Below are 23,773 nucleotides of genomic sequence, written 5' to 3' on the forward strand. Positions count from 1 at the left end.
TCCATCAGCGCCGTGCGGTCCGGCGACGACCCCGGCCTGCCGGAGACGCCGCTGGAGGACGGCACCGAATGGACCGGACCGGACGGCCACCGGGTCCGCCTGGAAGGCCGCACGCACGCCGACGTGTCGCTGGCGCCGGGAGAGTCGTTCACCACCACCATCACCGTCCGCGCCACGCCCCCGGACGTGCCCGGTTTCCGCCCGGCTCCGCCGCCCGGCCCGGCGCCGTGGGCGGACGCGCCGCTGACCGTCCGGTCGGGCGACGAGCGGCTCGACCGCCTCGTCGCCCAGGGAGTCGCCGACCTGGGCGCGCTGCTGCTGTCCTACGACGGCGACGTCTACTGCGCCGCCGGAAGCCCCTGGTACCTGACCCTCTTCGGCCGCGACGCGCTGTGGACGGCGCGCCTGGCGCTTCCGCTCGGCTACGAGCTGGCCGCCGGGACGCTGCGCGCGCTGGCCCGCCACCAGGGCGTGCGCCGCGACCCCGTCACCGAGGAGGCGCCCGGCAAGATCCCGCACGAGCTGCGTCCCGGCGACGCCACCACCTGGCTGCCGCCGATCTACTACGGCTCGGTCGACGCGACGCCCCTGTTCGTCGTCACGCTCGCCGAGGCACGCCGCTGGGGCATGCCCGACGACGAGGTCGCCGCCCTGCTGCCCGCGGTGGAACGCGCGCTGGAATGGCTCGGCACGTTCGACGGCGAGTTCGTCTCCTACGTGGGGTCGGCCGACCGGCTGTCCAACCAGGGCTGGAAGGACTCCGCCGACGGCGTCCAGCACGCCGACGGGCGGCTGGCCCGGCCGCCGGTCGCGCTGTCGGAGGTGCAGGCGTACTCCTACCAGGCGGCCGTGCTCGGCGCCGACCTGCTGGACGCCTTCGGCCGACCCGGCGCGGACCGCTGGCGCCGCTGGGCCGCCGACCTGGCCGAACGGTTCCGCGCCCGGTTCTGGGTGGACGACGGCGCGGGCGGCTACCCGGCGATCGCGCTGGACGGCGACGGCCGCCCGGTCGACGGCGTGGCGTCCAACCTCGGCCACCTGCTCGGCACCGGCCTGCTCACCGCCGCCGAGGAGGCGAAGGTCGCCGCGCGGCTGCCCGAGCTGGACTCCGGCTGGGGCCTGCGGACGCTGACCCCGGACGCCGCCGGATTCGACCCGCTGTCGTACCACCTGGGGTCGGTGTGGCCGCACGACACCGTCATCGCGATCCTCGGCCTGGTCCGCGCCGGCCACCCCGCGGTCGCGGCGCGGCTGGCGCGCGGCCTGATCGGCGCCGCCGCCGCGTTCGGCCACCGGCTGCCCGAGCTGTTCGGCGGGCAGGACTCCGGCACGCCGCCGGTGCCGTACCCGACGGCGTGCAGCCCGCAGGCGTGGGCCGCCGCCGTCTCACCGGCGCTGGTCACGGCGCTGCTCGGCCTGGACGTCGACGTCCCGTCCGGGCGGGTCGCGCTGGCGCCGGTGCCCGGGTTCGGCGAACTGTCGGCCGGCAACATCCGCGTGGGCCGGGCCGTGCTGTCGGCCAGGGTGGACGGTGACGGCCGCGCCACCGTCACCGGCCTCCCGTCCGGCATGACGACATGGATCCGCGAGGCGGGGACCTGACGCGGCGCGGCTACCCGCCCGTTCCGCAGTGGTCGAGCGCGAAGGCCGCCAGCGTCTGCGCGGCGACGGCGACCTCGTCCAGGGACACGCATTCGTCCGGGCCGTGCATGCGGGCCACGTCACCAGGCCCGTACTGCACGGCCGGGATGCCGCCGAGCCCGATGATCAGCCGCAGGTCGCTGCCGTACGGGGCGCCCCACACTCCCGGGGCGTCGCCCGTCACGCGGGTGTGCGCGGCGCCCAGCCGTTCCAGCAGCCCGCCGTCGTCGGCGGGCAGGCGCGCGGAGGCGAACCGGCCGCCCCACCACTCGACCAGCACCGGGTGCCGCGCCAGCCAGTCGTCGGCGGCGCAGGCGTCCGCGACCGCCTCCTCCAGCGCGTGCCGCGCCGCCCGCTCGGACTCGCCGAGGGCGACGCCCATCCGGCCCTCGGCCACCAGGTCGCCGGGCACGGTCGACGGCCAGTCGCCCGCCCGCACCGTCCCGATCTCGATGGCGTAGGGCAGGTCCCAGCGCCGCATCAGCGGATCGACGTCGGCGTTGCGGCGCCGTTCCAGGTCGCGCAGCGCGGCGAAGACGGGCCAGAACCGCTCCACCGCGCTGACCCCGGTGCCGCGGCGGGCGGCGTGCGCGGCGCGGCCCCGCACGCGCAGCCGGAACGTCAGCGCGCCGGCGTTGGCGGGCACGACGTCCAGCCCGGTCGGCTCGGGGATGACGCACGCGTCGGCGCGCCAGCCGCGGCGCAGCAGGGCGTAGGAGCCGAGCCCGCCGTCCTCCTCGCCGGCCACGCACGCGACCAGCACGTCACCGCGCGGCCGCGCGCGGCGCAGCGCCCGCACCGCGAACAGCGCGGCGACCAGACCGCCCTTCATGTCGCACGCGCCGCGCCCGTACAGCAGGCCTCCGGCGACGCGGCCGCCGAACGGGTCCTCGGTCCAGGCGCCGGGGTCGCCGGGCGGGACGACGTCGACGTGGGCGTTCAGCATCAGCGAGCGTCCGCCGCCGGTGCCGGGCAGGCGGCCGACCAGCCCGGACGCCCGCGTGCGCGGCACCTCGGCGCCGGGGAAGGCGTCCTCGGCGGTGACCGCGTCCACGTCGATCGGCCAGTGGTCGACCTCCAGACCCTCGTCGCGCATCCATCCGGCCAGGCGCTCCTGGATCTCGACCTCGGCGGCCGACCCGCCGACGCTGGGAATGCGGACGAGTTCGGCCAGCAGTTCGGCCATGGCGCCCGTCTCGTCGCGCAGCGCCTCGATGACGCCGGTCACGGCCGGCCGGTGAGGTAGCCGCCCATGGTGCGGAAGTACTCGGTGGCGGGCAGGTCGGTGCCGTCGTCGGTGCGGACGCGCTCGACGACCAGGCCGTGGCTGCGGCCGCGCCGCGCCTCCGCCCCCGCGACGATGACCACGCCGTCGCCCTCGCGGATGAACACCCGTCCGGGGGTGCCGCCGTAGACGCCCTTGGACACCGACGCCTTCAGCACGCGCACGCGTTCGCCCTTGTAGTAGGTGAACGCGTTGGGGTACGGGTCGGACTGCGCGCGGACGAGGCGTTCGATGTCCTCGGCGGGCCAGGTCCAGTCGATGCGGCTGTCCTCGATGGAGCGCTTGTGGAAGAAGCTGGCCTTCGAGCGGTCCTGCGGGGTGAAGTCGGTGCGCCCGGAGGCGATGAAGTCGAGCGACTCGGCGACGATGGGGCCGATCAGGTCGACGGTGCGGTGGAACAGGTCGGTGGCGGTGTCGGCGGGGCCGACGGGGACGGCGCGCTGCACCACGATGTCGCCGGCGTCCAGCTCCTCGTTCATCATGTGCGCGGTGACCCCCACCTCCTTCTCGCCGTTGATGAGCGCCCAGATGATGGGGGAGAAGCCCGCGTAGGCGGGCAGCAGCGAGTCGTGGACGTTGAGGGTGCCGTACCGGGGCAGGGTGAAGATCCGCGGCGGGATCCAGGTGCGCCAGTTGTTGGCGACGATGAGGTCGGGGTCGGCCTCCTTGAGCCGGGTCATGAGCTCCTCGTCGTCGGGCCGGTTGCGCAGCAGGACCGGGACGCCGTGCTCGGCGGCCAGGTCGGCGACGGAGTCGTCCCAGATCTTCTCGTAGGCGTGGTCGCTCTTGGGGTGGGTGACGACGAGGACGACGTCGTGCTCGGACTCCAGCAGCGCCTGGAGCGTGCGGTGCCCCCAGGTCTGGTAGCCGAACATCACGACCCGCATGTGGCCTCCTTGTGCCGAGGATCAGGGAAGGTTAGGCTCGCCTCAATTAGGTGAGGCTAACCTAATCCGCCCGCCTAATCCATCTGTCGGATCCTGGAAAGGCGCCCTTCCATGCCCCCCTCGGACGCGCACGTCCACGATCTCGTCGGCATCGGCTTCGGCCCGTCCAACCTGGCCCTGGCGATCGCGCTGCGCGAGCGGCACGAGCGCACCGGTCAGGCGGTCGACGCGGTGTTCCTGGAGAAGCAACCGGCGTTCGGCTGGCATCGCGGCATGCTCATCGAGGGCACGACCATGCAGGTGTCCTTCCTGAAGGACCTGGTCACCATGCGCAACCCGGCCAGCGGCTTCGGGTTCCTCAGCTATCTGCGCGAGCGCGGCCGGCTGGCCGACTTCATCAACCACAAGACGATGTTCCCCTCGCGCGCGGAGTTCCACGACTACCTGGAATGGGCCGCGGCGGCCTTCGCCGGCCAGGTCGAGTACGGCTCGGAGGTCGTCGCCGTCACCCCGGTCGCCGTCGACGGCGTCGTGGAGTACCTGGACGTGCTGGTGCGGCAGGGCGGCCGCTCCGACGAGCTGACCACGCGGCGTGCCCGCAACCTGGTCGTCGCCGCCGGTCTGGAGCCGGTGCTGCCCGCCGGCGCGGTCGCCGGCGAGCGCATCTGGCACAGCGAGGAGCTGCTCGACCGCGCGCCCGGCCTGCGCGACCCGCGCCGCCTGCTGGTGGTCGGCGCCGGGCAGAGCGGCGCCGAGGTCACCGACTACCTGCACCGCACGTTCACCGGTGCCGAGGTGTGCGCGGTGTTCGCCAAGTACGGCTACACGCCCGCCGACGACAGCTCGTTCGCCAACCGCGTCTTCGACCCCGAGGCCGTCGACCACTTCTTCACCGCCCCCGAGGAGGTGAAGCGGACGCTGATGGGCTACCACCGCTCCACCAACTACTCCGTCGTCGACCTGGAGCTCATCGACGAGCTGTACCGGCGGCACTACCAGGAGAAGGTGCAGGGCAGGGAGCGGCTGCGCATCATGAACGCCTCCCGCGTGACCGACGTCGAGTGCGACGCCGCGGCGGTGCGCGCCACGGTCGAGTTCCTGCCGACCGGCGAACGCACCGTCCTGGAGGCCGACGCGCTGGTCTACGCGACCGGATACCGGCCCTGCGACCCGCTGACGCTGCTCGGCGAGGCGGGCGAGTACTGCGTGCGGCGCCCCGAGGGCGGCCTGCGCGTGGAACGCGACTACCGCATCGCCACCACGCCCGCGATGCGCTGCGGCCTGTACCTGCAGGGCGCCACCGAGCACACGCACGGCATCGGCTCGACGCTGCTGTCCAACACCGCCGTCCGGGCCGGGGAGATCGCCGACTCGGTGGGGGAGCGGCTCAGCGGCTTCCACCGCGACTCCTACGCCATGCGCAACTGACCGCCGCCGTGCACGGGCGGGGCGCGCGGCCGGCAACGGTCAGGACGCCGTGCGGCCGTGGCCGGACACGGCCCGCGCCCCGTCCCCGTCCCCGTTTCCGTTTCCGTCCCGGGGATCGTCCGTCGCGGGTGCGGGCGCGCCGTGGTGGCGGCCCATCGGGATGACCAGGGGCGTTCCGCTGACCGGGTCGGTGGTGACCTGGCAGCGCAGCCCGAACACGTCCTCGACCAGCTCGGCGTCGACCACCTCGGCGGGCGGCCCCTCGGCGACGATCGCGCCCGCCTTCATCACGACGACGTGGTCGGCGTACCGGCACGCCTGGTTCAGGTCGTGCAGCACCATCACCACCGTGCGCCGCTCGCGCCGGTTCAGGTCGACCACCAGGTCGAGCACGTCCACCTGGTGGGCCAGGTCCAGGTAGGTGGTCGGCTCGTCCAGCAGCAGGATGGGGGTGCCCTGCGCCACCGCCATGGCGATCCACGCGCGCTGCCGCTGCCCGCCCGACAGCTCGTCCACCGGCCGCGCCGCGTGCTCCAGCATCCCGGTCGCGCGCAGCGCCGCGGTCACCGCGTCCTCGTCGGCGGACGACCACTGACGCCACCAGGTCTGGTGCGGGGCGCGGCCCTGGCCGACCAGGTCCAGGACCGTCAGCCCCTCCGGCGCGACCGGCGACTGCGGCAGGATGCCGAGCCGCCGCGCGACCTGCCGCGTCGGCATGGTGTGGATGGCGCGGCCGTCCAGGTGCACGGCCCCGCCGCGCGGCGTCAGCAGCCGGGCCAGCGCGCGCAGCAGCGTCGACTTCCCGCACGCGTTGGCGCCCATGATGACGGTGATCCGCCCCGGCGGGACGACCATGTCCAGGCTGTCGACCACCACGCGGTCGTCGTAGGCCAGCCGGAGCCCGCTCGCGCGCAGGTCCGGCTCGGCTCCGGCGGCGACGTCGACGGAACCGGGGGTGCGGATGGACGTGGATGTCACGGTTCAGCCTCCAGAGCCGATGCGGTTGGCCCGGGCGAGCAGCCAGAGCAGGAACGGCGCGCCGAACACGCCGGTGACGACGCCGACGGGCAGTTCGAGGTCGGCGAACATTCGCTGGGCGACCAGGTCGCAGCCGAGGACGATCAGCGCCCCGGTGAGCGCGGCGGCGGTCAGCGGCGGCCGCGGCGTGCCCGCCAGCCGCAGCGCGATCTGCGGCGCGGCCAGCGCCACGAACGCCACCGGCCCGGCCGCGGCGGTGGCGAACGCGACCAGCCCGACGGCCACGCACAGCAGCGCCAGCCGCGCCCGCTGCACCGGGACGCCGAGCCCGCCCGCCACCTGGTCGCCGAGCTGCAGGGCGCGCAGCCACCGGCCGAGCAGCAGCGCGACCGGCACCAGCACGGCCAGCGCGAACGCGAGCGGGCGCACGCTGTCCCAGCTCCTGCCGTTGAGGTCGCCGACCAGCCAGCCCACCGCCTGTTGCGCCTCGAACTCCCTGGCCTTGACGATCAGGTACTGGGTGGCGCTGGCGCACATCCAGTTCACCCCGATGCCGACGAGCACGATGCGGAAGCCGGTCGTGCCGCGGTTCCAGGCGAGCACGTAGATGAGCAGGGCGGTCAGCAGCGCCCCGGCCAGCCCCAGCGTCTGGGTGCCGAGGCCGGAACCGAGGCCGAGCACGATGCCGCCGACCACGGCGGTGCCCGCGCCCTGGGTGATGCCGATCACGTCGGGGCCGGCCAGCGGGTTGCGGGTGAGGGTCTGCAGGATCGCCCCGGACATGCCGAACGCGGCGCCCGCCAGCAGGCCGACCAGCGCCCGCGGCAGCCGCAGCTCCCGGACGACGAGGACGGTGCCGCCGTCGCCCGCCCCGAACAGCGCCGGCACGACCTCGTGCGGGCCGAGCGGATAGTCGCCCGAGCCCAGCCCCAGGCACAGCACGAGGAACGCCGCGGCGGCCAGCGCCGCGCACGTCGCCAGCAGGCGGGGCCGCACGACCCCCGACACCGGCGGCCGTGCCACCCGCACGGCGGTGCGCCCCGCCAGCCGGGTCACTTCGATCAGGCTCATGTCCGGGCTCACAGTTCGGCGAGGCGGCGACGGCGGACCAGCGCGATGAAGAACGGCGCGCCGAGGAACGCGGCGAGCACGCCGACGTCGACCTCCTGGGGACGGGCCACGACCCGTCCGGCGATGTCGGCGGCCAGCAGCAGGCAGGGCGCGACGAGCGCGGTCAGCGGCAGCAGCCAGCGGTGGTCCGGCCCGCTGACGGCGCGCACCGCGTGCGGGACGACCAGCCCGACGAACACGATCGGGCCCGCGACCGCGACGGCGGCGCCGGTCAGCAGCGTCACCGCGACCGCGCCCTGCGCGCGGACCAGCCGCAGCCGTCGTCCCAGCGAGGCGGCCACGTCGTCGCCGAGCGCGAGGTTGTTCAGCGCGGGCGCCAGGCTCAGCGCCAGCACCGCGCCGACCGCCAGGAACGGCAGCACCTGGGTGACCAGCGCGGTGTTCTGCCCGGCCAGCGACCCGGCCGACCAGAACCGGTACCGGTTGAGCACCTGCGGGTCGACCAGCGACACGCCGCGGGTGACCGACTCCAGCAGGAACGTGACGGCGATCCCGGCCAGCGCCAGCTTCACCGGTGTCTGCCCGCCCCGGCCGAGCCCGCCCAGCACGTACACCACGACGCTGGCGACGACCGCCCCCGCGAACGCGAACCACACGTACCCGTACAGCGACGTCATGCCCGCCACCCCGACCGCCAGCATCAGGGCGAACGCGGCGCCCGCGCTGACGCCGAGCAGCCCCGGATCGGCCAAAGGGTTGCGGGTCAGGGCCTGCATCACCGCCCCGCCGAGGCCCAGCGCGGCACCGGCCAGCACGCCGAGCAGGGTGCGCGGCACCCGCACGTCCCACACGATGGTGCCGACCTCGGTGTCGCGCGGCCCGGTGAGCGCCCGCACCACCTCGTCGAGAGGGATCTGCCGGCTGCCCACCGCGATAGACAGCAGGCACAGCAGGCCGAGCAGCCCGAGCGCCGCCGCCACCAGCGCGGACCGTCCGGCCCGGTCATCAACCGTCACGCGATCACAACCTGTCCGGGGTAGGGCCACGTCTGAACTTAGGTGAGCCATACCTTACAGGCTTCGAAGGTCTTGTGATTAGGTAAGCCTTACCTTAGTATCGCGCCGACGCCGAGCTTCTCCCGCGATTCCGTCATGCCCGGCAAATCGCGCTCAACCGATTCCGAAAGGGAGTCGATGTCCCCCACATCGCTGTCCCCCACACCGCCCTGGTCCGCGGGTCCGTCGTCCGCCAGGAGGATCGCACTGGCGCTGGCGGCCGTACTGCTGATGACGCTCGGGCTGGCCGCCTGCGGCGGCGACGACGGCTCCGACGGCGACGGCGCGGCCGCCGCCGGTCAGGGCGCCCCCGTCCGCATCCAGCACAAGTACGGCACCACCGAGGTGCCCGCCTCGCCGAAGCGTGTGGTGACCGTCGGCTGGACCGACCAGGACGCGGTGCTGGCGCTGGGCGTCAAGCCCCTCGGCGTCGTCGAGTTCACCGGCCTCGGCCTCAGCGTCGACAAGTACCCCTGGAGCGCCGGCAGGTGGGGCGGCACCGCGCCGACCGTCGTCGGGCAGCGCGAGGACCTGAAGATGGAGAAGATCGCGGCGCTGCGGCCCGACCTGATCCTCGCCCTCTACACCGGCATCACGAAGGAGCAGTACGACCAGCTCTCCAAGATCGCGCCGACCGTCGCGCAGTCGGCCCGGTACGACGACTACGCCATGCCGTGGAAGGAGGCGACCCTGGTCACCGGGCGCGCCCTCGGCAAGGAGGCGCAGGCCAAGGAGCTGATCGCCGCCGTCGACCAGCGGTTCGCCAGAGCCCGCGAGCAGAACCCGCAACTGGTCGGCAAGACGTTCGCCGTCGCCGACCCGTTCAAGCCCGGCCAGTACGCGGTGTTCGGGCCGGGCGACGCCAAGGTGGAGTTCATGAAGGGCCTCGGCCTGACCGTCCCCGACGCCGTCGCCGAGGCGGCCGGCAAGGAGCAGGCGGCCGTGATCGGGTCCGAGCGGGCCGACCTGCTCGACACCGACCGGCTGATCTTCCTCACCTCGGTGCCCGACGCCCGGAAGACCGTCCAGGCCGACAAGGTCTACACCGGGCTGAAGGTCGCCAAGGAGAACCGCGCGGTGTTCGTCCCCTACAACCCGACCGGCGCGGCGGTCTCCTTCAACACCGTGCTGAGCATTCCGTACGCCATCGACCAGATGGTGCCGTTGCTGAACAACACGCGCTGACACCCGGAGCACGGGCCGACCGGGGCGAGGTGCCGGCCCGGTCACAGCGGTGAGCAGGCGAAGTGGGCCGTGTCGGAGGTGTGCTTGTGAATCGGGAAAACGAGTGCTCGGTGCCGTCGGCGACGCTGCCGGAGATGTTCTCCGAACGGGTCCGGCTGGACCCGGACGCGGTGGCGCTGGTCTTCGAGGACGTGGAACTCACCTACGCCGAGGTGAACGCCCGGGCGAACCGGCTGGCGCACGCACTGGCCGAACGCGGCGTCGGCCCCGAGCGGGTCGTGGCGCTGGCGCTGCCGCGCTCGCCGGAGATGATCATCGCCGAGCTGGCGGTGCTCAAGGCGGGCGGCGCCTACCTGCCGCTCGACCCCGACTACCCCGCCGAACGCCTGGCGTTCATGCTGGACGACGCGGGGCCCGTCTGCCTGGTCACCACCGGCGCGCTGGCGCGGGCCGTCCCGGACGCCGCGCGCACGACGCGGCTGCTGCTGGACGACCCCGCCACCGCCGCCGAGCTCGACTCCCACCCGGACACCGATCCCGACGTCGCGCTCGACGTGCGGAATGCCGCGTACGTCATCTACACCTCCGGGTCCACGGGCCGTCCCAAGGGCGTGGTGGTGACGCACTCGGGGGTCGCCAAGCTCGTCGCCACCCAGACCGAACGGTTCGGCGTCGGCCCGCACAGCCGCGTCCTGCAGTTCGCCTCGCCCAGCTTCGACGTCGCGTTCTGGGACCTGTGCCTGGGGCTGCTGTCGGGCGGACGGCTGGTGATCGTCCCGTCGGAGCGCCGCGTGCCCGGCCCGGAGCTGTCGGAGTACGCCCACGCGCACGGCGTCAACTTCATGATCCTGCCTCCGGCGCTGCTGGCGACGATGCCGGAGGACTGCACCCTCCCGCTCGACTCCACGCTGCTGGCCGGCACCGAACGGGTGCCGGCGGAACTGGTGGCGCGCTGGTCGCCGGGGCGGCGGATGTTCAACGCCTACGGCCCGACCGAGGCCACCGTCAACTCCACGCTCGGCGAGTGCCCCGACGACCCCGCGCCCGGCTCGACGGTGCCGATCGGGTACGCCGACCCCGGCACCCGCGCCCACGTGCTGGACGACGCGCTGCGCCCCGTCCCCCCGGGCGTGACGGGGGAGCTGTACCTGGGCGGCTCCGGCCTGGCCCGCGGCTACCTCGGCCGTCCCGGCCTGACCGCCGAACGCTTCGTCGCCGACCCCTTCGGCGCGCCCGGCGAACGCCTCTACCGCACCGGGGACCTGGTGCGGCAGCGCCCCGAGGACGGCCGGCTGGAGTTCGTCGGACGCGCCGACGACCAGGTGAAGATCCGCGGCTTCCGCGTCGAGCCCGGCGAGATCGAGGCCGTGCTCGGCGGGCACCCGTCGGTCGCGCAGACGGCGGTCACCGTGCGCGAGGACCGGCCGGGCGACCGGCGCCTGGTCGCCTACGTCGTCCCCGCCGCCGGTCCGCGTGCGCGCCGCGACGAGCGCCGCGAACGCGACCAGCTCGACGAGTGGAAGCGGCTGCACGAGCTGCTCTACACCGCCGTCGGGTCCGGGGACGGCGGCCTCGCCGAGAGCTTCACCGGGTGGAACAGCACCTACGACGGCGGGCCGATCCCGCTGGAGGAGATGCGGGAGTGGCGGGACGCCACCGTCGAACGCGTCATGTCCCTGCGCCCGCGCCGGGTCCTGGAGATCGGCGTCGGCAGCGGCCTGATCCTGTCGGGCGTCGCGCCGCACTGCGAGTCGTACTGGGGCACCGACCTTTCGGAGGAGGCCGTCGAAAGCCTGCGCCGCCGGGTGGACGCCGTCCCCGAACTGGCCGGGCGGGTGGAACTGCGCGCCCAGCCCGCCCACGACGTCGCCGGCCTGCCCCGCGGCCACTTCGACACGATCGTCGTCAACTCGGTGGTGCAGTACTTCCCCAGCGCCGACTACCTCGTCCAGGTGCTGCGGTCGGCGGTGGAGCTGCTGGCTCCCGGCGGCAGCGTGTTCGTCGGCGACGTGCGCGACCTGCGGTCGCTGCGGTGCCTGCGCGCCGCCGTGGAGGTGGGCCGCCACGGCGGGGACGTCGAGCCGTCCGCCGTGCCGGACCTGCGCGCGGCGGTCGAGCAGGCGGTGCGCTGGGAAGGCGAGCTGCTGCTCGACCCCGACTTCTTCGCCGCGCTGGCACGCACGGTCGACGGCGTGCGCCGCGTGGACGTGCGGATCAAGCGCGCCCGGCACCACAACGAGCTGAGCCGCTACCGCTACGACGTCGTCCTGGCCACCCGCTCCCAACACGGGCAGCCGCCGACCGCCCTGAACCTGCGCTGGGGCGCGGACGTCCCCGACCTGGCCGCCCTGCGCGAACGGCTGGCCGACCGGCCGCCGCTGCTGCGGCTCCGCGACGTCCCCAACGCCCGCCTGACCGAGGACCTGAACGCGCTGCGGGCGCTGTGGCCCGGCGAGCCGACGTCCGAAGGGATCGACCCGGAGACGTTGTGGGCCCTCGGCGAGGAACTCGGCTACACGGTGGACGCCACATGGGCGAGCGGCCGGGCCGACGGCGCCATCGACGTGGTGTTCTCCGGCGCCGGAGTGGATCCCGGCGAGATCTACCGGCCCGGCGGCGACCTCGCCGCGCCCACGGCGTACGCCAACACGCCGTCGGGCTTCCGCGACGTGGGCGCGCTCATGCACACGCTGCGCTCCTACCTGCGCGAGAAGCTGCCCGGCCACATGGTGCCCGCGGCGTTCGTCCCGCTCGGCGCGCTGCCGGTCCTGCCCAGCGGCAAGCTCGACCGCGAGGCCCTGCCCGCCCCCGACTACACCGCTCTCGCCTCGTCCCGCCGTGCCGCCGCCCGCGAGACCGGCGACGCGCGCGAGGAGCTGCTGCGCGGCATCTACGCCGAGGTTCTCGGCGTCGGCGACGTCGGTGTCGACGACGACTTCATCGAGCTGGGCGGCGACAGCATCCTGGCGATCCAGGTGCTCATCCGCGCCCGCGCGGCGGGGCTGGGCCTGTCGGCCGGGGACGTCTTCCGGCACCGCACCGTCGCCGCGCTCGCGGCGGCCGCCTCGGCCGGCGAACCGGCGGGCGAACCGGCGGCCAAGCCCGAGACCGGCGCCGAACCGCTGGTCGGCCTCGGCCCGGAGGACGCCGACCGGCTCACCCGCCTCGCCGGGGAGATCGGCGAGGTGCTCCCGCTCACCCCGCTGCAGGAGGGGTTCTTCTTCCACGCGCTCGTCGACGGCTCGTCCGGCAACGTCTACGTGGTCCAGCACGTCATCGAGCTTCGCGGACCCCTGGACGCGACGGCGCTGCGCCGGGCGGCGCAGGCCGTGCTCGACCGCCACGCCCCGCTCCGCGCCGGATTCGCCAGGCTCGGCGACGGCCGGATGGTGCAGTTCGTCCCCCGCGAGCCCGCCGCCCTGCCGTGGCGTGAGATCGACCTGAGCGGCCTGGACGCCGACGAACGCGCCGCGCGGGCCGCCGCCGTGGCGGCGGAGGAGCAGACCCGCGGGTTCGACCTCGAACGCCCGCCGCTGCTGCGCTGCACGCTCCTGCGGCACGGTCCGGAGCACCACTCGCTGGTGCTGATGTTCCACCACATCGTGGCGGACGGCTGGTCGGTGCAGATCATGCTCCGCGAGCTGCTCCACTTCTACGGCGCGACGGACGAACCCGCACCCGTCACCCCGTACCGCGACTACCTCGCCTGGCTGGCGGGGCGCGACCGCGAGGCGGCGCTCGCGGCCTGGCGGACGGCGCTCGACGATCTGGACGGGCCGACCCGCCTGGCCGCCGCCCTGCCGGCCCCCCGGGACGCGGCGGACGCCGACCCCGACCCGAGCCGGCGCAGGGTCGACGTCCGCGTCGAGCTGTCCGAGCAGGCCACCACCGCCCTGGCCGCGTGCGCCCGGCGGCACGGGCTCACGCTCGGCACCCTCGTGCAGGGCGCGTGGGGGCTGCTGCTCGGCCGGATGACCGGCCGCGCCGACGTGGTGTTCGGCACGGCGGTGTCCGGACGCGGCGCGGACGTTGCCGGCATCGAGTCGATGGTCGGCATGTTCGTCAACACGCTGCCGGTGCGGATGCGGTGGCGTCCCGGGGAGCCGGCCGCCGAGGCGCTGACCCGCTTCCAGGACGAGCAGTCGGCGCTGCTCGACCACCAGCACCTCGGGCTGGCCAGGATCCAGCGGATCGCCGGGACCGGGGAGCTGTTCGACACCCTGGTCGTCCTGGAGAACTATCCCGAGGAACACGACCTGCGCGACCCCTCGGGCACCGTCGCGATCACCGACGTCGACTTCACCAACGTCGAGCAGTACCCGCTCGCGCTCGTCGTGGTGCCCGGCCGCAGGCTGGCGCTGCGCGTCGACCACGACACCGCCGTGCTCGACGCCGCCACCGCCGGACGCCTCGCCGAACGGCTGACGGCGCTGCTCCAGGCCGTGGCCGCCGACCCCGCCCGGCCCGTCGCCCGGATCGAGCCGCCGACGGTGGACGAGCACGCCCCCGCCGCGCTCACCGCGGAACCCCTGGACGCGCCCGCGCCCACCCTTCACGCGGCGATCGAGGCGCAGGCCGCCAGGACCCCGGACGCCACGGCCGTCGCAGGGGACGCGCCGTTGACCTACCAGGAGCTGAACCGCCGGGCAGGGGTCGTCGCGCGGCGGCTGCGGGCCGCCGGGACGCGCCCGGCCGACATCGTGGCGGTCGCCGTCCCCCGCTCGGCGGACCTGGTCGTGGCCCTGCTCGGCGTGTTGAAGGCGGGCGCCGCCTACCTTCCCCTCGACGTGGACCTGCCCGGCGAACGCCTGGCGTACATGCTCACCGACTCGGGCACGCGCACCGTCCTCACCACACGCGAGGCGGCCGGGCGGCTGCCGAGCGTCGACGGCGTGTCCCACGTCCTGCTCGACGAGCCGGACACCGCCGACGATTCCGGCCCCGTTCAGTCTGCGGCCGGGCCGGAGCACCCCGCCTACCTCATCTACACCTCGGGGTCGACGGGCCGTCCCAAGGGCGTGCTCGTTCCGCATCGCGCCGTCGTCGGCCAGCTCACGTGGCTGCGGGAGCGGTTCCGCCTCGGCGTGGACGACCGGGTGCTGCACCACCTGTCGGCGAGCTTCGACGCCTCGCTGCTGGAGCTGTTCTGGCCGCTGTGCACGGGAGCCGCGATCGTGCCGGTCCGCCGGCCGGGCGGCCACCGCGACCCCGCGCACCTGCTGAGTCTCATCCGCGAGCACGGCGTCACCACGATGGCGATGGTGCCGTCGATGCTCGCCGCGTTCCTGCAGTCCGCCCTGGACACGGGGGACCTGGCGGCGGTCCGGGGCATGCGCCGCGTGCTGAGCGGCGGCGAGGCCCTGACCGGCGCGTTCGCCGGCCGCTGGCGCGAGCTGACCGGCGTGCCGATCCACAACGTGTACGGGCCGACCGAGACGACGATCCAGGTCAGCCACTGGGAGTACGACGGCGCGCAGGACGGCACGGCGGTGCCGATCGGGCGTCCGGTGGCGGGCACGCGCCTGTACGTCCTGGACGCGAGCCTGCGCCCGGTGCCCACCGGCGTGCCCGGTGAGCTGTACGTCGGCGGCGTCCAGCTCGCCCACGGCTACCACGGGCGCCCCGGCCTGTCGGCCGAGCGGTTCGTCGCCGACCCGTTCGGCCCGCCCGGACGGCGCATGTACCGCACCGGCGACCTGGTACGCCGCCACCGGCGCGACGACGGCACCGAGTACCTGACGTACGCGGGCCGCGCCGACCGGCAGGTCAAGATCCGCGGCAACCGGATCGAGCCGGGGGAGGTCGAGGCGCGGATCGCCGCGCGGCCGGGTGTGCTGCGCGCCGCGGTGGTCGACCGGCACGACGGGCCGGGCGGCTCCCGGCTGGTCGCCTACGTCGTCCCCGCGCCGGGCGCCCGCCTGGACGCCGCGCGCCTGCGCGGTTCGCTGGCGCGGACGCTGCCGGACGCGATGGTCCCGTCCGACGTCGTCGTGCTCGACGAGCTTCCGCTGACCCCCGGCGGCAAGGTCGACCGTCAGGCCCTGCCCGCTCCCGCGCCCGCCGCCGGACGCGCGGCGGTGCGGGAGCCGCGCACCGAACGCGAGCGGCTGCTGTGCGAGATCTTCGCCGAGGTGCTGGAGACCGAGCGGGTCGGCGTGGACGACGACTTCTTCACGCTGGGCGGCGACAGCATCCTGTCGATCATGGTGTCCGGGCGGGCGAACCGGGCCGGGCTGGCGATCGGCCCGCAGGAGGTGTTCGAGCACCGCACCCCGGCCGCCCTGGCCGCCGCCGCGGGCGAGGTCGCGGGCGCGCCCGGCCACGCGACGACCGCGCCGCTGATCTCGCTGACCGACGAGGAACGGGACCGCCTCGCGCGGATCAGCCCGGTCCCCGTGGAAGAGGTCTGGCCGCTGTCGCCGCTGCAGGAGGGACTGTTCTTCCACTCCAGCTACGACACCGGCGCGCTGGACGTCTACACCGCCCAGGTCGCCTTCGACTTCCCCTACCGCGTGGACGCCGGCCGGCTGCGCGCCGCGTGCGCGGCGATGCTGGCCCGGCACGACGCGCTGCGCGCCGGGTTCACCGGCGACGGGCTCCGGCAACCGGTGCAGTTCATCGGCGCCGGCCCCGAGCCCGCGCTGGAGGAGTTCGACCTGTCCGCGCTGGACCCCGAGCGGCGCCGCGAGGCCGTCGAGAGCGTCCTGGCGGCCGACCGCAGACGGCGCTTCGACCTGGCCCGGCCGCCGCTGTTCCGGATGCTGCTGATCCGGCTCGGCGACGACACCGACCGGCTCGTGCTCACCCACCACCTGATCCTGTGGGACGGGTGGTCGGCCTGGCTGTTCTTCGAGCAGCTCATCGCCCTGTACGAGCGTCACGGCGACGGCTCCCACCTGTCCCCGCCCGGCTCCTACCGCGACTACCTGGCCTGGCTGGACGGGCAGGACACCGGCCGGGCCGCCGCCGCGTGGCGGGACGCGCTGGCGGGCCTGGACGAGCCGACCCTCGTCGGCCCCGTCGACCGCGCCCTGGAACCGGTCATCCCGGACCGCTGCCGCGCCGAACTGTCCAGGCCGCTGACCGAACGGCTGTACAAGGCGGTGCGCCGCCACGGCCTAACGCTCAACACCGTGTTCAGTGCCGCGTGGGCGCTGGTGCTGTCGAACGCCACCGGCCGCGACGACGTGGTGTTCGGCACCGCCGTGGCCGGACGGCCGGGGGACGTCCCCCGGGTGGAGTCCGTCATCGGGATGTTCCTCAACACGGTGCCCGTGCGCGTCGCCCTGGACCCGCGCGAGACCGTCCCGGACCTGCTGCGCCGCGTCCAGGGCGAACGGGTGGCGCTCATGCCGCACGACTACCTCGGCCTGGGCGACATCCAGCAGGCGTCCGGGCACGCCCGCCTGTTCGACACCCTCTACGTGCTGCAGAACCTCGGCGACGAGGACGACATGGCCGACCTGCGGCGCCGGCACGGCATCGTGGAGGCCGAGGGACTGGACGCCACCCACTACCCGATCACGTTCATCGTGACGCCCGGCGCACAGGTGCGGATGAAGCTGGACCACCGCCCCGACGTGATCGACCGCGCGTTCGCCGAGTCCCTGCTGCGGCGTTTCACCACCGTCATGGAACGCCTCGTCGACGGGCTGGACGGGGAGCGGCCGCCGCGCGTGGGCGCGCTGGATCCGCTGGAGCCCCGGGAGCGGCGGGCGCTCGCCGCCGAATGGGACGCCACCCGCCGCCCGCTGCCCGACGAGACCGTCTCCGAGATGCTCGCGGCGCAGGCCGCCCGCACCCCCGGCGCGGTGGCGCTCGTCGCCAAGGAGGAGACCCTCACCTACGCCGAGCTGGACGCCCGCGTGAACCGCCTGGCCCGGCTGCTGCTGGCGCACGGCGCCGCGCCCGAACGGGTGGTGGCGCTGGCGCTGCCGCGCTCGGCCGACATGGTGGCGGCGCTGTTCGCGGTGCTGCGCACCGGCGCCGCGTACCTGCCGCTGGAACTGGACCACCCGGCCGAGCGGCTGGCGCACATGCTCGCCGACGCCGAGCCGGTCTGCGTCGTCACCACGACCGCCGTCGCGGCGTCCGTGCTGCCCGGCGAGCCGCACCGCATCGCGCTGGACGACCCGGCGGTCGCCGGCGCGCTGGCGGCCCTGCCCGGCGACGACATCACCGACGCCGAACGGCCCGGCTTCGAACGCACCCGCCCCGGCCGCCTGGAGCACCCGGCCTACGTCATCTACACCTCGGGTTCCACCGGCCGTCCCAAGGGCGTCGTCACGCCCTACCGGGGCCTGACCAACATGCAGCTCAACCACCGGGAGGCCATCTTCGCCCCGGCGATCGCCTCGGCCGGCGGGCGCCGGATGCGGATCGCGCACACGGTCTCGTTCGCGTTCGACATGTCGTGGGAGGAGCTGCTGTGGCTGGTCGAGGGCCACGAGGTGCACGTCTGCGACGAGGAACTGCGCCGTGACGCCGAGGCGCTCGTCGCGTACTGCGACCGGCACCGCATCGACGTCGTCAACGTCACCCCGACCTACGCGCACCACCTGATCGAGGAGGGCCTGCTCGACCACGACCCGGACGCCGGACGGCACCGTCCCGCGCTGGTGCTGCTGGGCGGCGAGGCGGTCACCGAGACCGTCTGGGCCCGGCTGCGCGACACCGATGGCACGTTCGGCTACAACCTGTACGGCCCCACCGAGTACACGATCAACACGCTCGGCGGCGGCACCCTCGACAGCGACACCCCGACCGTGGGCCGGCCCATCTGGAACACCCGCGCGTACGTGCTGGACGCGGCGCTGCGCCCCGTGCCGGACGGGGCGCCCGGCGAGCTGTACATCGCGGGCGTCGGCCTGGCCCGCGGCTACCACCGCCGTCCCGGCCTGACCGCCGAACGGTTCGTCGCCGACCCGTTCGGCGCGCCCGGCGACCGCATGTACCGCACCGGCGACCTCGTCCGCCGCCGTCCCGACGGCCTCCTGGACTTCCTCGGCCGCACCGACGACCAGGTGAAGATCCGCGGCTACCGGGTGGAGCCCGCCGAGATCGGCGCCGCGCTGGAGGAGCATCCGGCGGTCGCGCACGCCGCCGTCGTCGCCGACGCCTCCGGACCGGGCGGCGTCAGGCGCCTGGTCGGCTACCTGGTGCCCGAGACGTGGCCGGTCCGGGACGCCGACGCGTTCACGGCCGCGCTGCGCTCCCACCTCAGGACGCGGCTGCCGGACTACATGGTCCCGGCGGCGCTGATGCCGGTGGAGCGGCTGCCGCTGACCGTCAACGGCAAGCTGGACGTGCGCGCGCTGCCCGCCCCGGCCGTCACCGCCGCCGCCGAGAGCCGCCCGCCGCGCACGCCCGCCGAGGAGGTCCTGTGCGGGCTGTTCGCGGAGCTGCTCGACGTGGAGCGCGTCGGGATCGACGACGACTTCTTCGACCTGGGCGGCCACTCGCTGCTGGCCACGAGGCTGATCGGCCGCGCCCGCGCCGCGCTCGGCGCGGAGCTGGCCATCCGCGACCTGTTCGAGGCGCCCACCGTCGCCGACCTGGCCGGACGCGCCGCCGCGTCCGCCTCCGGCGACGGCCGGCCCGCGCTCGTCCCGGCCGCCGAACGGCCCGCCGAGCCGCCGCTGTCGTTCGCGCAGCGCCGGCTCTGGATGATCGAGCAGCTCGCGCCCTCGGCCGCGTACAACTTCCCGCTGGTGGTCCGGCTGCGCGGCGCGCTCGACGTGGACGCGTTCCGCGCCGCCCTGACCGACGTGATGGCGCGGCACGAGGCGCTGCGCACGCTCGTCGCCGAGCGCGAGGGCCGCCCCTACCAGCGGATCGTGCCCGCCGAGGACGCCCGCCCCGAGTTCGATGTCGTGACGGCCGGCGAGGCGGGGCTCGACGCGGTGCTGGCCGACGTCCTGGGGCGCCGCTTCGACCTGTCGTCCGAACTGCCGCTCCGCGCCACCGTCATACGGCTGGCGGAAGACGAGCACGTCGTGGCGTTGCTGCTGCACCACATCACCACCGACGAATGGTCCGACGGGCCGTTCCTGCGCGACCTGTCCACCGCCTACGCCGCCCGCACCGCCGGACGCGCACCCGCGTGGGAGCCGCTGCCCGTCCAGTACGTCGACTACACGCTGTGGCAGCGGACCCTGCTCGGCGACCGTTCCGATCCCGGCAGCCTGGCCGCGCGTCAGCTCGCCTACTGGCGCGAGACGCTGAACGGGGCGCCCGAACGCCTGGAACTGCCCACCGACCGTCCGCATCCGGCGCGGCCGAGCATGTCCGGCGGCGAGCTGACCGTACAGCTGGACCCGGACGACACCGCGGCCCTGCGCCGTGTCGCCCAGCGCGGCGGCGCCAGCATGTTCATGGTGTGCCACGCGGCGGTCGCCGCGCTGCTGCACCGCCTCGGCGCCGGGGACGACCTGCCGCTCGGCGCGCCGGTCTCCGGACGCGCCGACGGGGCCCTGGACGACCTGGTCGGCTTCTTCGTCAACACGCTGGTGCTGCGCACCGACGTGTCCGGCGACCCGACGTTCGCCGAACTGCTCGCCCGCGTCCGGGAGACGGACCTGGCCGCGTTCTCCCACCAGGACGTGCCGTTCGAGGCCGTGGTGGAGGAGCTGAACCCGGTCCGCTCGCCCGACCGCAACCCGCTGTTCCAGGTCATGGTCGGCTACCGCAACCGCTCGTCCGCCGATTTCGCCCTGGCCGGCCTGGCGGCGCGGCCCGAGCCGGTCGAGGCCCGCACCGCCAAGTTCGACCTGGTGTTCAGCTTCGCCGAGGACGCGCGGACCGGCGGCCTGGCGTGCGTGCTGGAGTACCGCTCCGACCTGTTCGACCGGTCGACCGTCGCGACGCTGGGGGAGCGGCTCACCCGTCTCCTCTCGGCCGTGGCCGCCGACCCGCGGGTGCGCGTCGCCGACATCGACGTGCTGACCGGCGACGAACGCGAACGCGTCCTCACCGCCTTCAACCGCACCGACCGGGTGGTGCCGGAGCAGACCATCACCGAGATGTTCCAGGCGCGTGCGGCCGAGCGCCCCGGCGCCGTCGCCGTCGTGGACGGCGCCCGCACCGTCACCTACGCGGAACTCGACGCGCTGTCCGACCGCATGGCCCGGCTGCTGGCCCTGTACGGGGTGCGGGCCGAGAGCGTCGTCGGGGTGGCGGTGCCGCGCTCGGTGGAGATGGTCGCGGTGATGCTGGGCGTCAACAAGCTGGGCGCGGCGTTCCTGCCGCTCGACCTGGCGCACCCGGCCGACCGCCTCGCCTACATGCTGGGCGACGCACGCGCCACGGCCGTCGTGGTGACCGAGCAGGTCGCGGGCAAGGTGCCGGACGTCGACGGCGTGCGGCTGGTGGTGCTGGACGATCCCGAGGTCGCGGCCGAACTCGCCGAGACGGAACCGGGCGGGGGCGCCTTCCCGTGGGTGGCGCTCGACCAGGCCGCGTACGTGATCTACACGTCCGGGTCGACGGGACGGCCCAAGGGCGTCGTCGTCCCGCACGAGGGCATCGGCAGCCTCGTGGCCACCGCCGTCGACCGCATGGGGCTGACGCGCGACAGCCGCGTGCTGCAGTTCGCCTCCATCGGCTTCGACGTGACGATCTTCGAGCTGACGATGGCGCTGTGCCACGGGGGGCGGCTGGTGCTCGTCCCGGAGGAGAGCCGGGTCCCGGGCCGCGAGCTGACCGACTTCATGAACGAGCAGGGCATCACCCACGCCATCCTGCCGCCGTCGCTGGTCGCCGCCCTGCCCTCCGGATGCGTCCCGCCCAAGGGCGCGACCGTGCTGGTCGGCACCGAGACCGTCCCGCCGGACGTGATCGCGCGCTGGGCCGGGCACCTGCGGCTGCTGGCCGCCTACGGGCTGACCGAGGCCACGGTGAACTCCACGCTGTGGCCGGCCGAGCCCGGCTGGTCGGGCGGGGCGGTGCCGATCGGCGCGCCCGACCCCAACACGCAGGTGTTCGTGCTGGACGAGCGGCTGCGTCCCGTGCCGCCCGGGGTGCCCGGCGAGCTGTACGTCACCGGACGCGGGCTCGCCCGCGGCTACCTGGGCCGCCCCGGCCTCACCGCCGAACGGTTCGTGGCGTGCCCGTTCGGGCCGCCCGGCACCCGCATGTACCGCACCGGCGACCGCGCCCGCTGGCGCCGCGACGGGAACCTCGACTTCCTCGGCCGCGCCGACGACCAGGTGAAGATCCGCGGGTACCGCATCGAGCCCGGTGAGATCGCCGCGGCCATGACCCGCCACCCGGACGTGCAGCAGGCCGCCGTCGTCGCCGACCGCGGCGACCGGGACACCCGCCTGATCGGCTACGCGGTGCCGGAGAGCGGCGCGCCGGCCCTCGACCCGGCCGAGATCCGCGCCCACGTCGCGACGCTGCTGCCCGACTACATGGTCCCGGCGGCCGTGGTGGCGCTGGACGGTCCGCTGCCGCTCACGCCGAACGGCAAGCTCGACCGCCGCGCGCTGCCCGCCCCCGACTGGTCGGCGCTGACCGGGACGGCCCGGCCGGCGACCGCGCTGCAGCGGACGCTGGCCGCCCTGTTCGCCGAGGTCCTGGACGTGCCGGAGGTCGGCGTCCACGACAGCTTCTTCGAGCTGGGCGGCCACTCCATGTCGGCGATGCGGCTGCTCGGCCGGATCCGCACGACGCTGGACGCGGGGCTCGCCCTGCGCGACGTGTTCGACGCGCCCACGGTCGCCGCCCTGGCCGAACGCCTCGACCGCGACCGCGGCGGGGCGGGCGAGCGGCCGCCGCTGGCGCCCGTCGCGCGACGTCCGGAGGGCGTCCCGCTCGCCCCGCCGCAGGAGTGGCACCGCGCCCGCCACCGGCAGGGCGCGGGCACGGCGTACGACATGGCGTTCGCGTTCCGGCCGCCGGACGGGCTCGACCACGCGGCCGTCGCCGCCGCGCTCGCCGACCTCGCCGAGCGCCACGAGCCGCTGCGCACCGTCGCCGCCGAGGACGGCCACCGGCGCGCCGCCCTGGAACTCGAAGAGCACCAGGTCACCGACCTGGACGCGAGCCTTCGGGCGCTGGCCGCCGAGAAGGCCGACCTGGACGGGCGGCCGCCGCTGCGCGCCCGCCTGCTGACCGACCCCGAGGGCGCGCGGGCGCTGCTGCTGACGATGCACCACATCGGCGTGGACGAGTGGTCCCTCGTGCCGCTGTTCCGCGACTTCACCATCGCGTACGAGGCACGGCGACGCGGCGACGAACCGGCCTGGCCGCCCCTGCCCGTCGGCTACACCGACTACACGCTGTGGGCCCACCAGGTCGTCGGACAGGTGGAGGAGCGGCAGCTTGCGTACTGGCGTGAGGCCCTGGAGGGCATGCCGCGACGCGTCCCGCTGCCCTACGACCGGCAGCCGTCCGCCGGCCACCGCCCCCGGGGCGACTACGTGCAGTTCACACTCGACCCCGGCCTGCACGAGGCGGTCGACGCGCTCGCCGCGCGCACCCGGACGAGCATGTTCATGGTGTTCCAGGCCGCGTTCGCCACACTGCTCACCCGGCACGGCGCGGGCACGGACCTGCCGATCGCCGCGCCGGTCGCGGGCCGCGACGAGGACGCCCTGACCGAGCTGGTCGGCTGCTTCTCCAACGTCGTCGTCCTGCGCACCGGCACGGGCGGCGACCCGGGGTTCGCCGAACTGCTGGCGCGCGTGCGCGACACCGACCTGGCCGCGTTCGACCGGCAGGACGTGCCGTTCGCCCGCGTGGCGGCCGCGCTCGGCCTGGCGGCGCCGCAGGTGATGGTGGTGCACCACGAGGTGCCCGCCGACGACCGGGTGACCGCGTTCGAGCACGTCCCGACCGGCGCGCTCACCGCCGAGCTGACGCTGGGCCTCTACGAACCGCACGGCCCCGGCCCGGTGGACTGCCTGCTGCGCTACGACGCGGGGCTGTTCGACCGCGCCACCGTCCAGGCCCTGGCCGACGAACTGATCGACATCCTGAGGAGGAACACCCGATGAGCACCAACCCGTTCGAGGACCCCGAGGGCCGCTACCTCGTCCTGGTCAACGACGAGGGCCAGCACTCGCTGTGGCCGTCGTTCGCCGACGTGCCCGCCGGCTGGGCGGTCGTCTTCGGCGAGGACTCCAGGGACGCCTGCCTGGCCTACGTCGAGGAGAACTGGACCGACCTGCGGCCCCGCAGCCTCGTCGAGGCCATGGAGGGGTGATCGGCCCTCCGGCGCGGCCGTCCGGGGGCGGACGGCC

General features: G+C 74.8%; 10 protein-coding genes. 5 read left to right on the forward strand and 5 right to left on the reverse strand.

What is annotated here, in order from left to right; genetic code table 11:
* A partial coding sequence (locus ABD811_RS14230; RefSeq protein WP_344946581.1) for an amylo-alpha-1,6-glucosidase occupies positions 1-1,602 on the forward strand: 1,602 nt, incomplete at its 5' end.
* Between the two features lie 10 nt (positions 1,603-1,612).
* Here the strand turns inward: ABD811_RS14230 and ABD811_RS14235 are convergent.
* Together ABD811_RS14235 and ABD811_RS14240 are read right to left on the reverse strand one after the other, a co-directional pair.
* Positions 1,613-2,869, reverse strand: coding sequence for an ArgE/DapE family deacylase (locus ABD811_RS14235; RefSeq protein ID WP_344946584.1), 1,257 nt, complete (start codon positions 2,867-2,869; stop codon positions 1,613-1,615).
* Positions 2,866-3,813 carry a methionyl-tRNA formyltransferase gene (locus ABD811_RS14240; RefSeq protein WP_344946587.1) on the reverse strand — a complete coding sequence of 316 codons (948 nt, stop codon included), beginning with the start codon at positions 3,811-3,813 and terminating at the stop codon, positions 2,866-2,868. The genes ABD811_RS14235 and ABD811_RS14240 overlap by 4 nt, the downstream gene beginning before the upstream one ends.
* 111 nt (positions 3,814-3,924) lie before the next feature.
* Between ABD811_RS14240 and ABD811_RS14245 the strand changes: the two genes are divergently transcribed.
* Positions 3,925-5,241, forward strand: coding sequence for a lysine N(6)-hydroxylase/L-ornithine N(5)-oxygenase family protein (locus tag ABD811_RS14245; RefSeq protein WP_344946590.1), 1,317 nt, complete (start codon positions 3,925-3,927; stop codon positions 5,239-5,241).
* 39 nt (positions 5,242-5,280) lie between these two features.
* On the opposite strand, the gene ABD811_RS14250 is transcribed toward ABD811_RS14245, so the two are convergent.
* The 3 genes from ABD811_RS14250 to ABD811_RS14260 are packed head-to-tail and all read right to left on the reverse strand — an operon-like array spanning position 5,281 to position 8,306.
* On the reverse strand, positions 5,281-6,204 hold the full coding sequence (locus ABD811_RS14250; RefSeq protein ID WP_425549408.1) for an ABC transporter ATP-binding protein: 924 nt from the start codon (positions 6,202-6,204) through the stop codon (positions 5,281-5,283).
* Positions 6,205-6,222: 18 nt separating this feature from the next.
* Positions 6,223-7,290 (reverse strand): FecCD family ABC transporter permease, encoded by a 1,068-nt coding sequence (locus ABD811_RS14255; protein ID WP_344946593.1) that lies wholly within the window; start codon positions 7,288-7,290, stop codon positions 6,223-6,225.
* A gap of 8 nt (positions 7,291-7,298) precedes the next feature.
* On the reverse strand, positions 7,299-8,306 hold the full coding sequence (locus tag ABD811_RS14260) for a FecCD family ABC transporter permease (protein ID WP_344946595.1): 1,008 nt from the start codon (positions 8,304-8,306) through the stop codon (positions 7,299-7,301).
* A gap of 177 nt (positions 8,307-8,483) precedes the next feature.
* Between ABD811_RS14260 and ABD811_RS14265 the strand changes: the two genes are divergently transcribed.
* The 3 genes from ABD811_RS14265 (at position 8,484) to ABD811_RS14275 (ending at position 23,736) form a co-directional block, all read left to right on the forward strand.
* The gene (locus ABD811_RS14265) at positions 8,484-9,530 is read left to right on the forward strand and encodes an iron-siderophore ABC transporter substrate-binding protein (RefSeq protein ID WP_344946597.1); all 1,047 of its coding nucleotides are present in this window, start codon (positions 8,484-8,486) and stop codon (positions 9,528-9,530) included.
* Between the two features lie 86 nt (positions 9,531-9,616).
* Positions 9,617-23,527, forward strand: a complete 13,911-nt coding sequence (locus ABD811_RS14270; RefSeq protein ID WP_344946600.1) for an amino acid adenylation domain-containing protein — start codon at positions 9,617-9,619, stop codon at positions 23,525-23,527.
* A complete protein-coding gene (locus ABD811_RS14275; protein WP_344946601.1) occupies positions 23,524-23,736 on the forward strand; it encodes an MbtH family protein in 213 nt (70 codons plus the stop codon). The genes ABD811_RS14270 and ABD811_RS14275 overlap by 4 nt, the downstream gene beginning before the upstream one ends.
* Positions 23,737-23,773: the final 37 nt, after the last annotated feature.

This window comes from Actinomadura miaoliensis (genome assembly GCF_039536785.1).
Lineage (GTDB): Bacteria > Actinomycetota > Actinomycetes > Streptosporangiales > Streptosporangiaceae > Spirillospora > Spirillospora miaoliensis.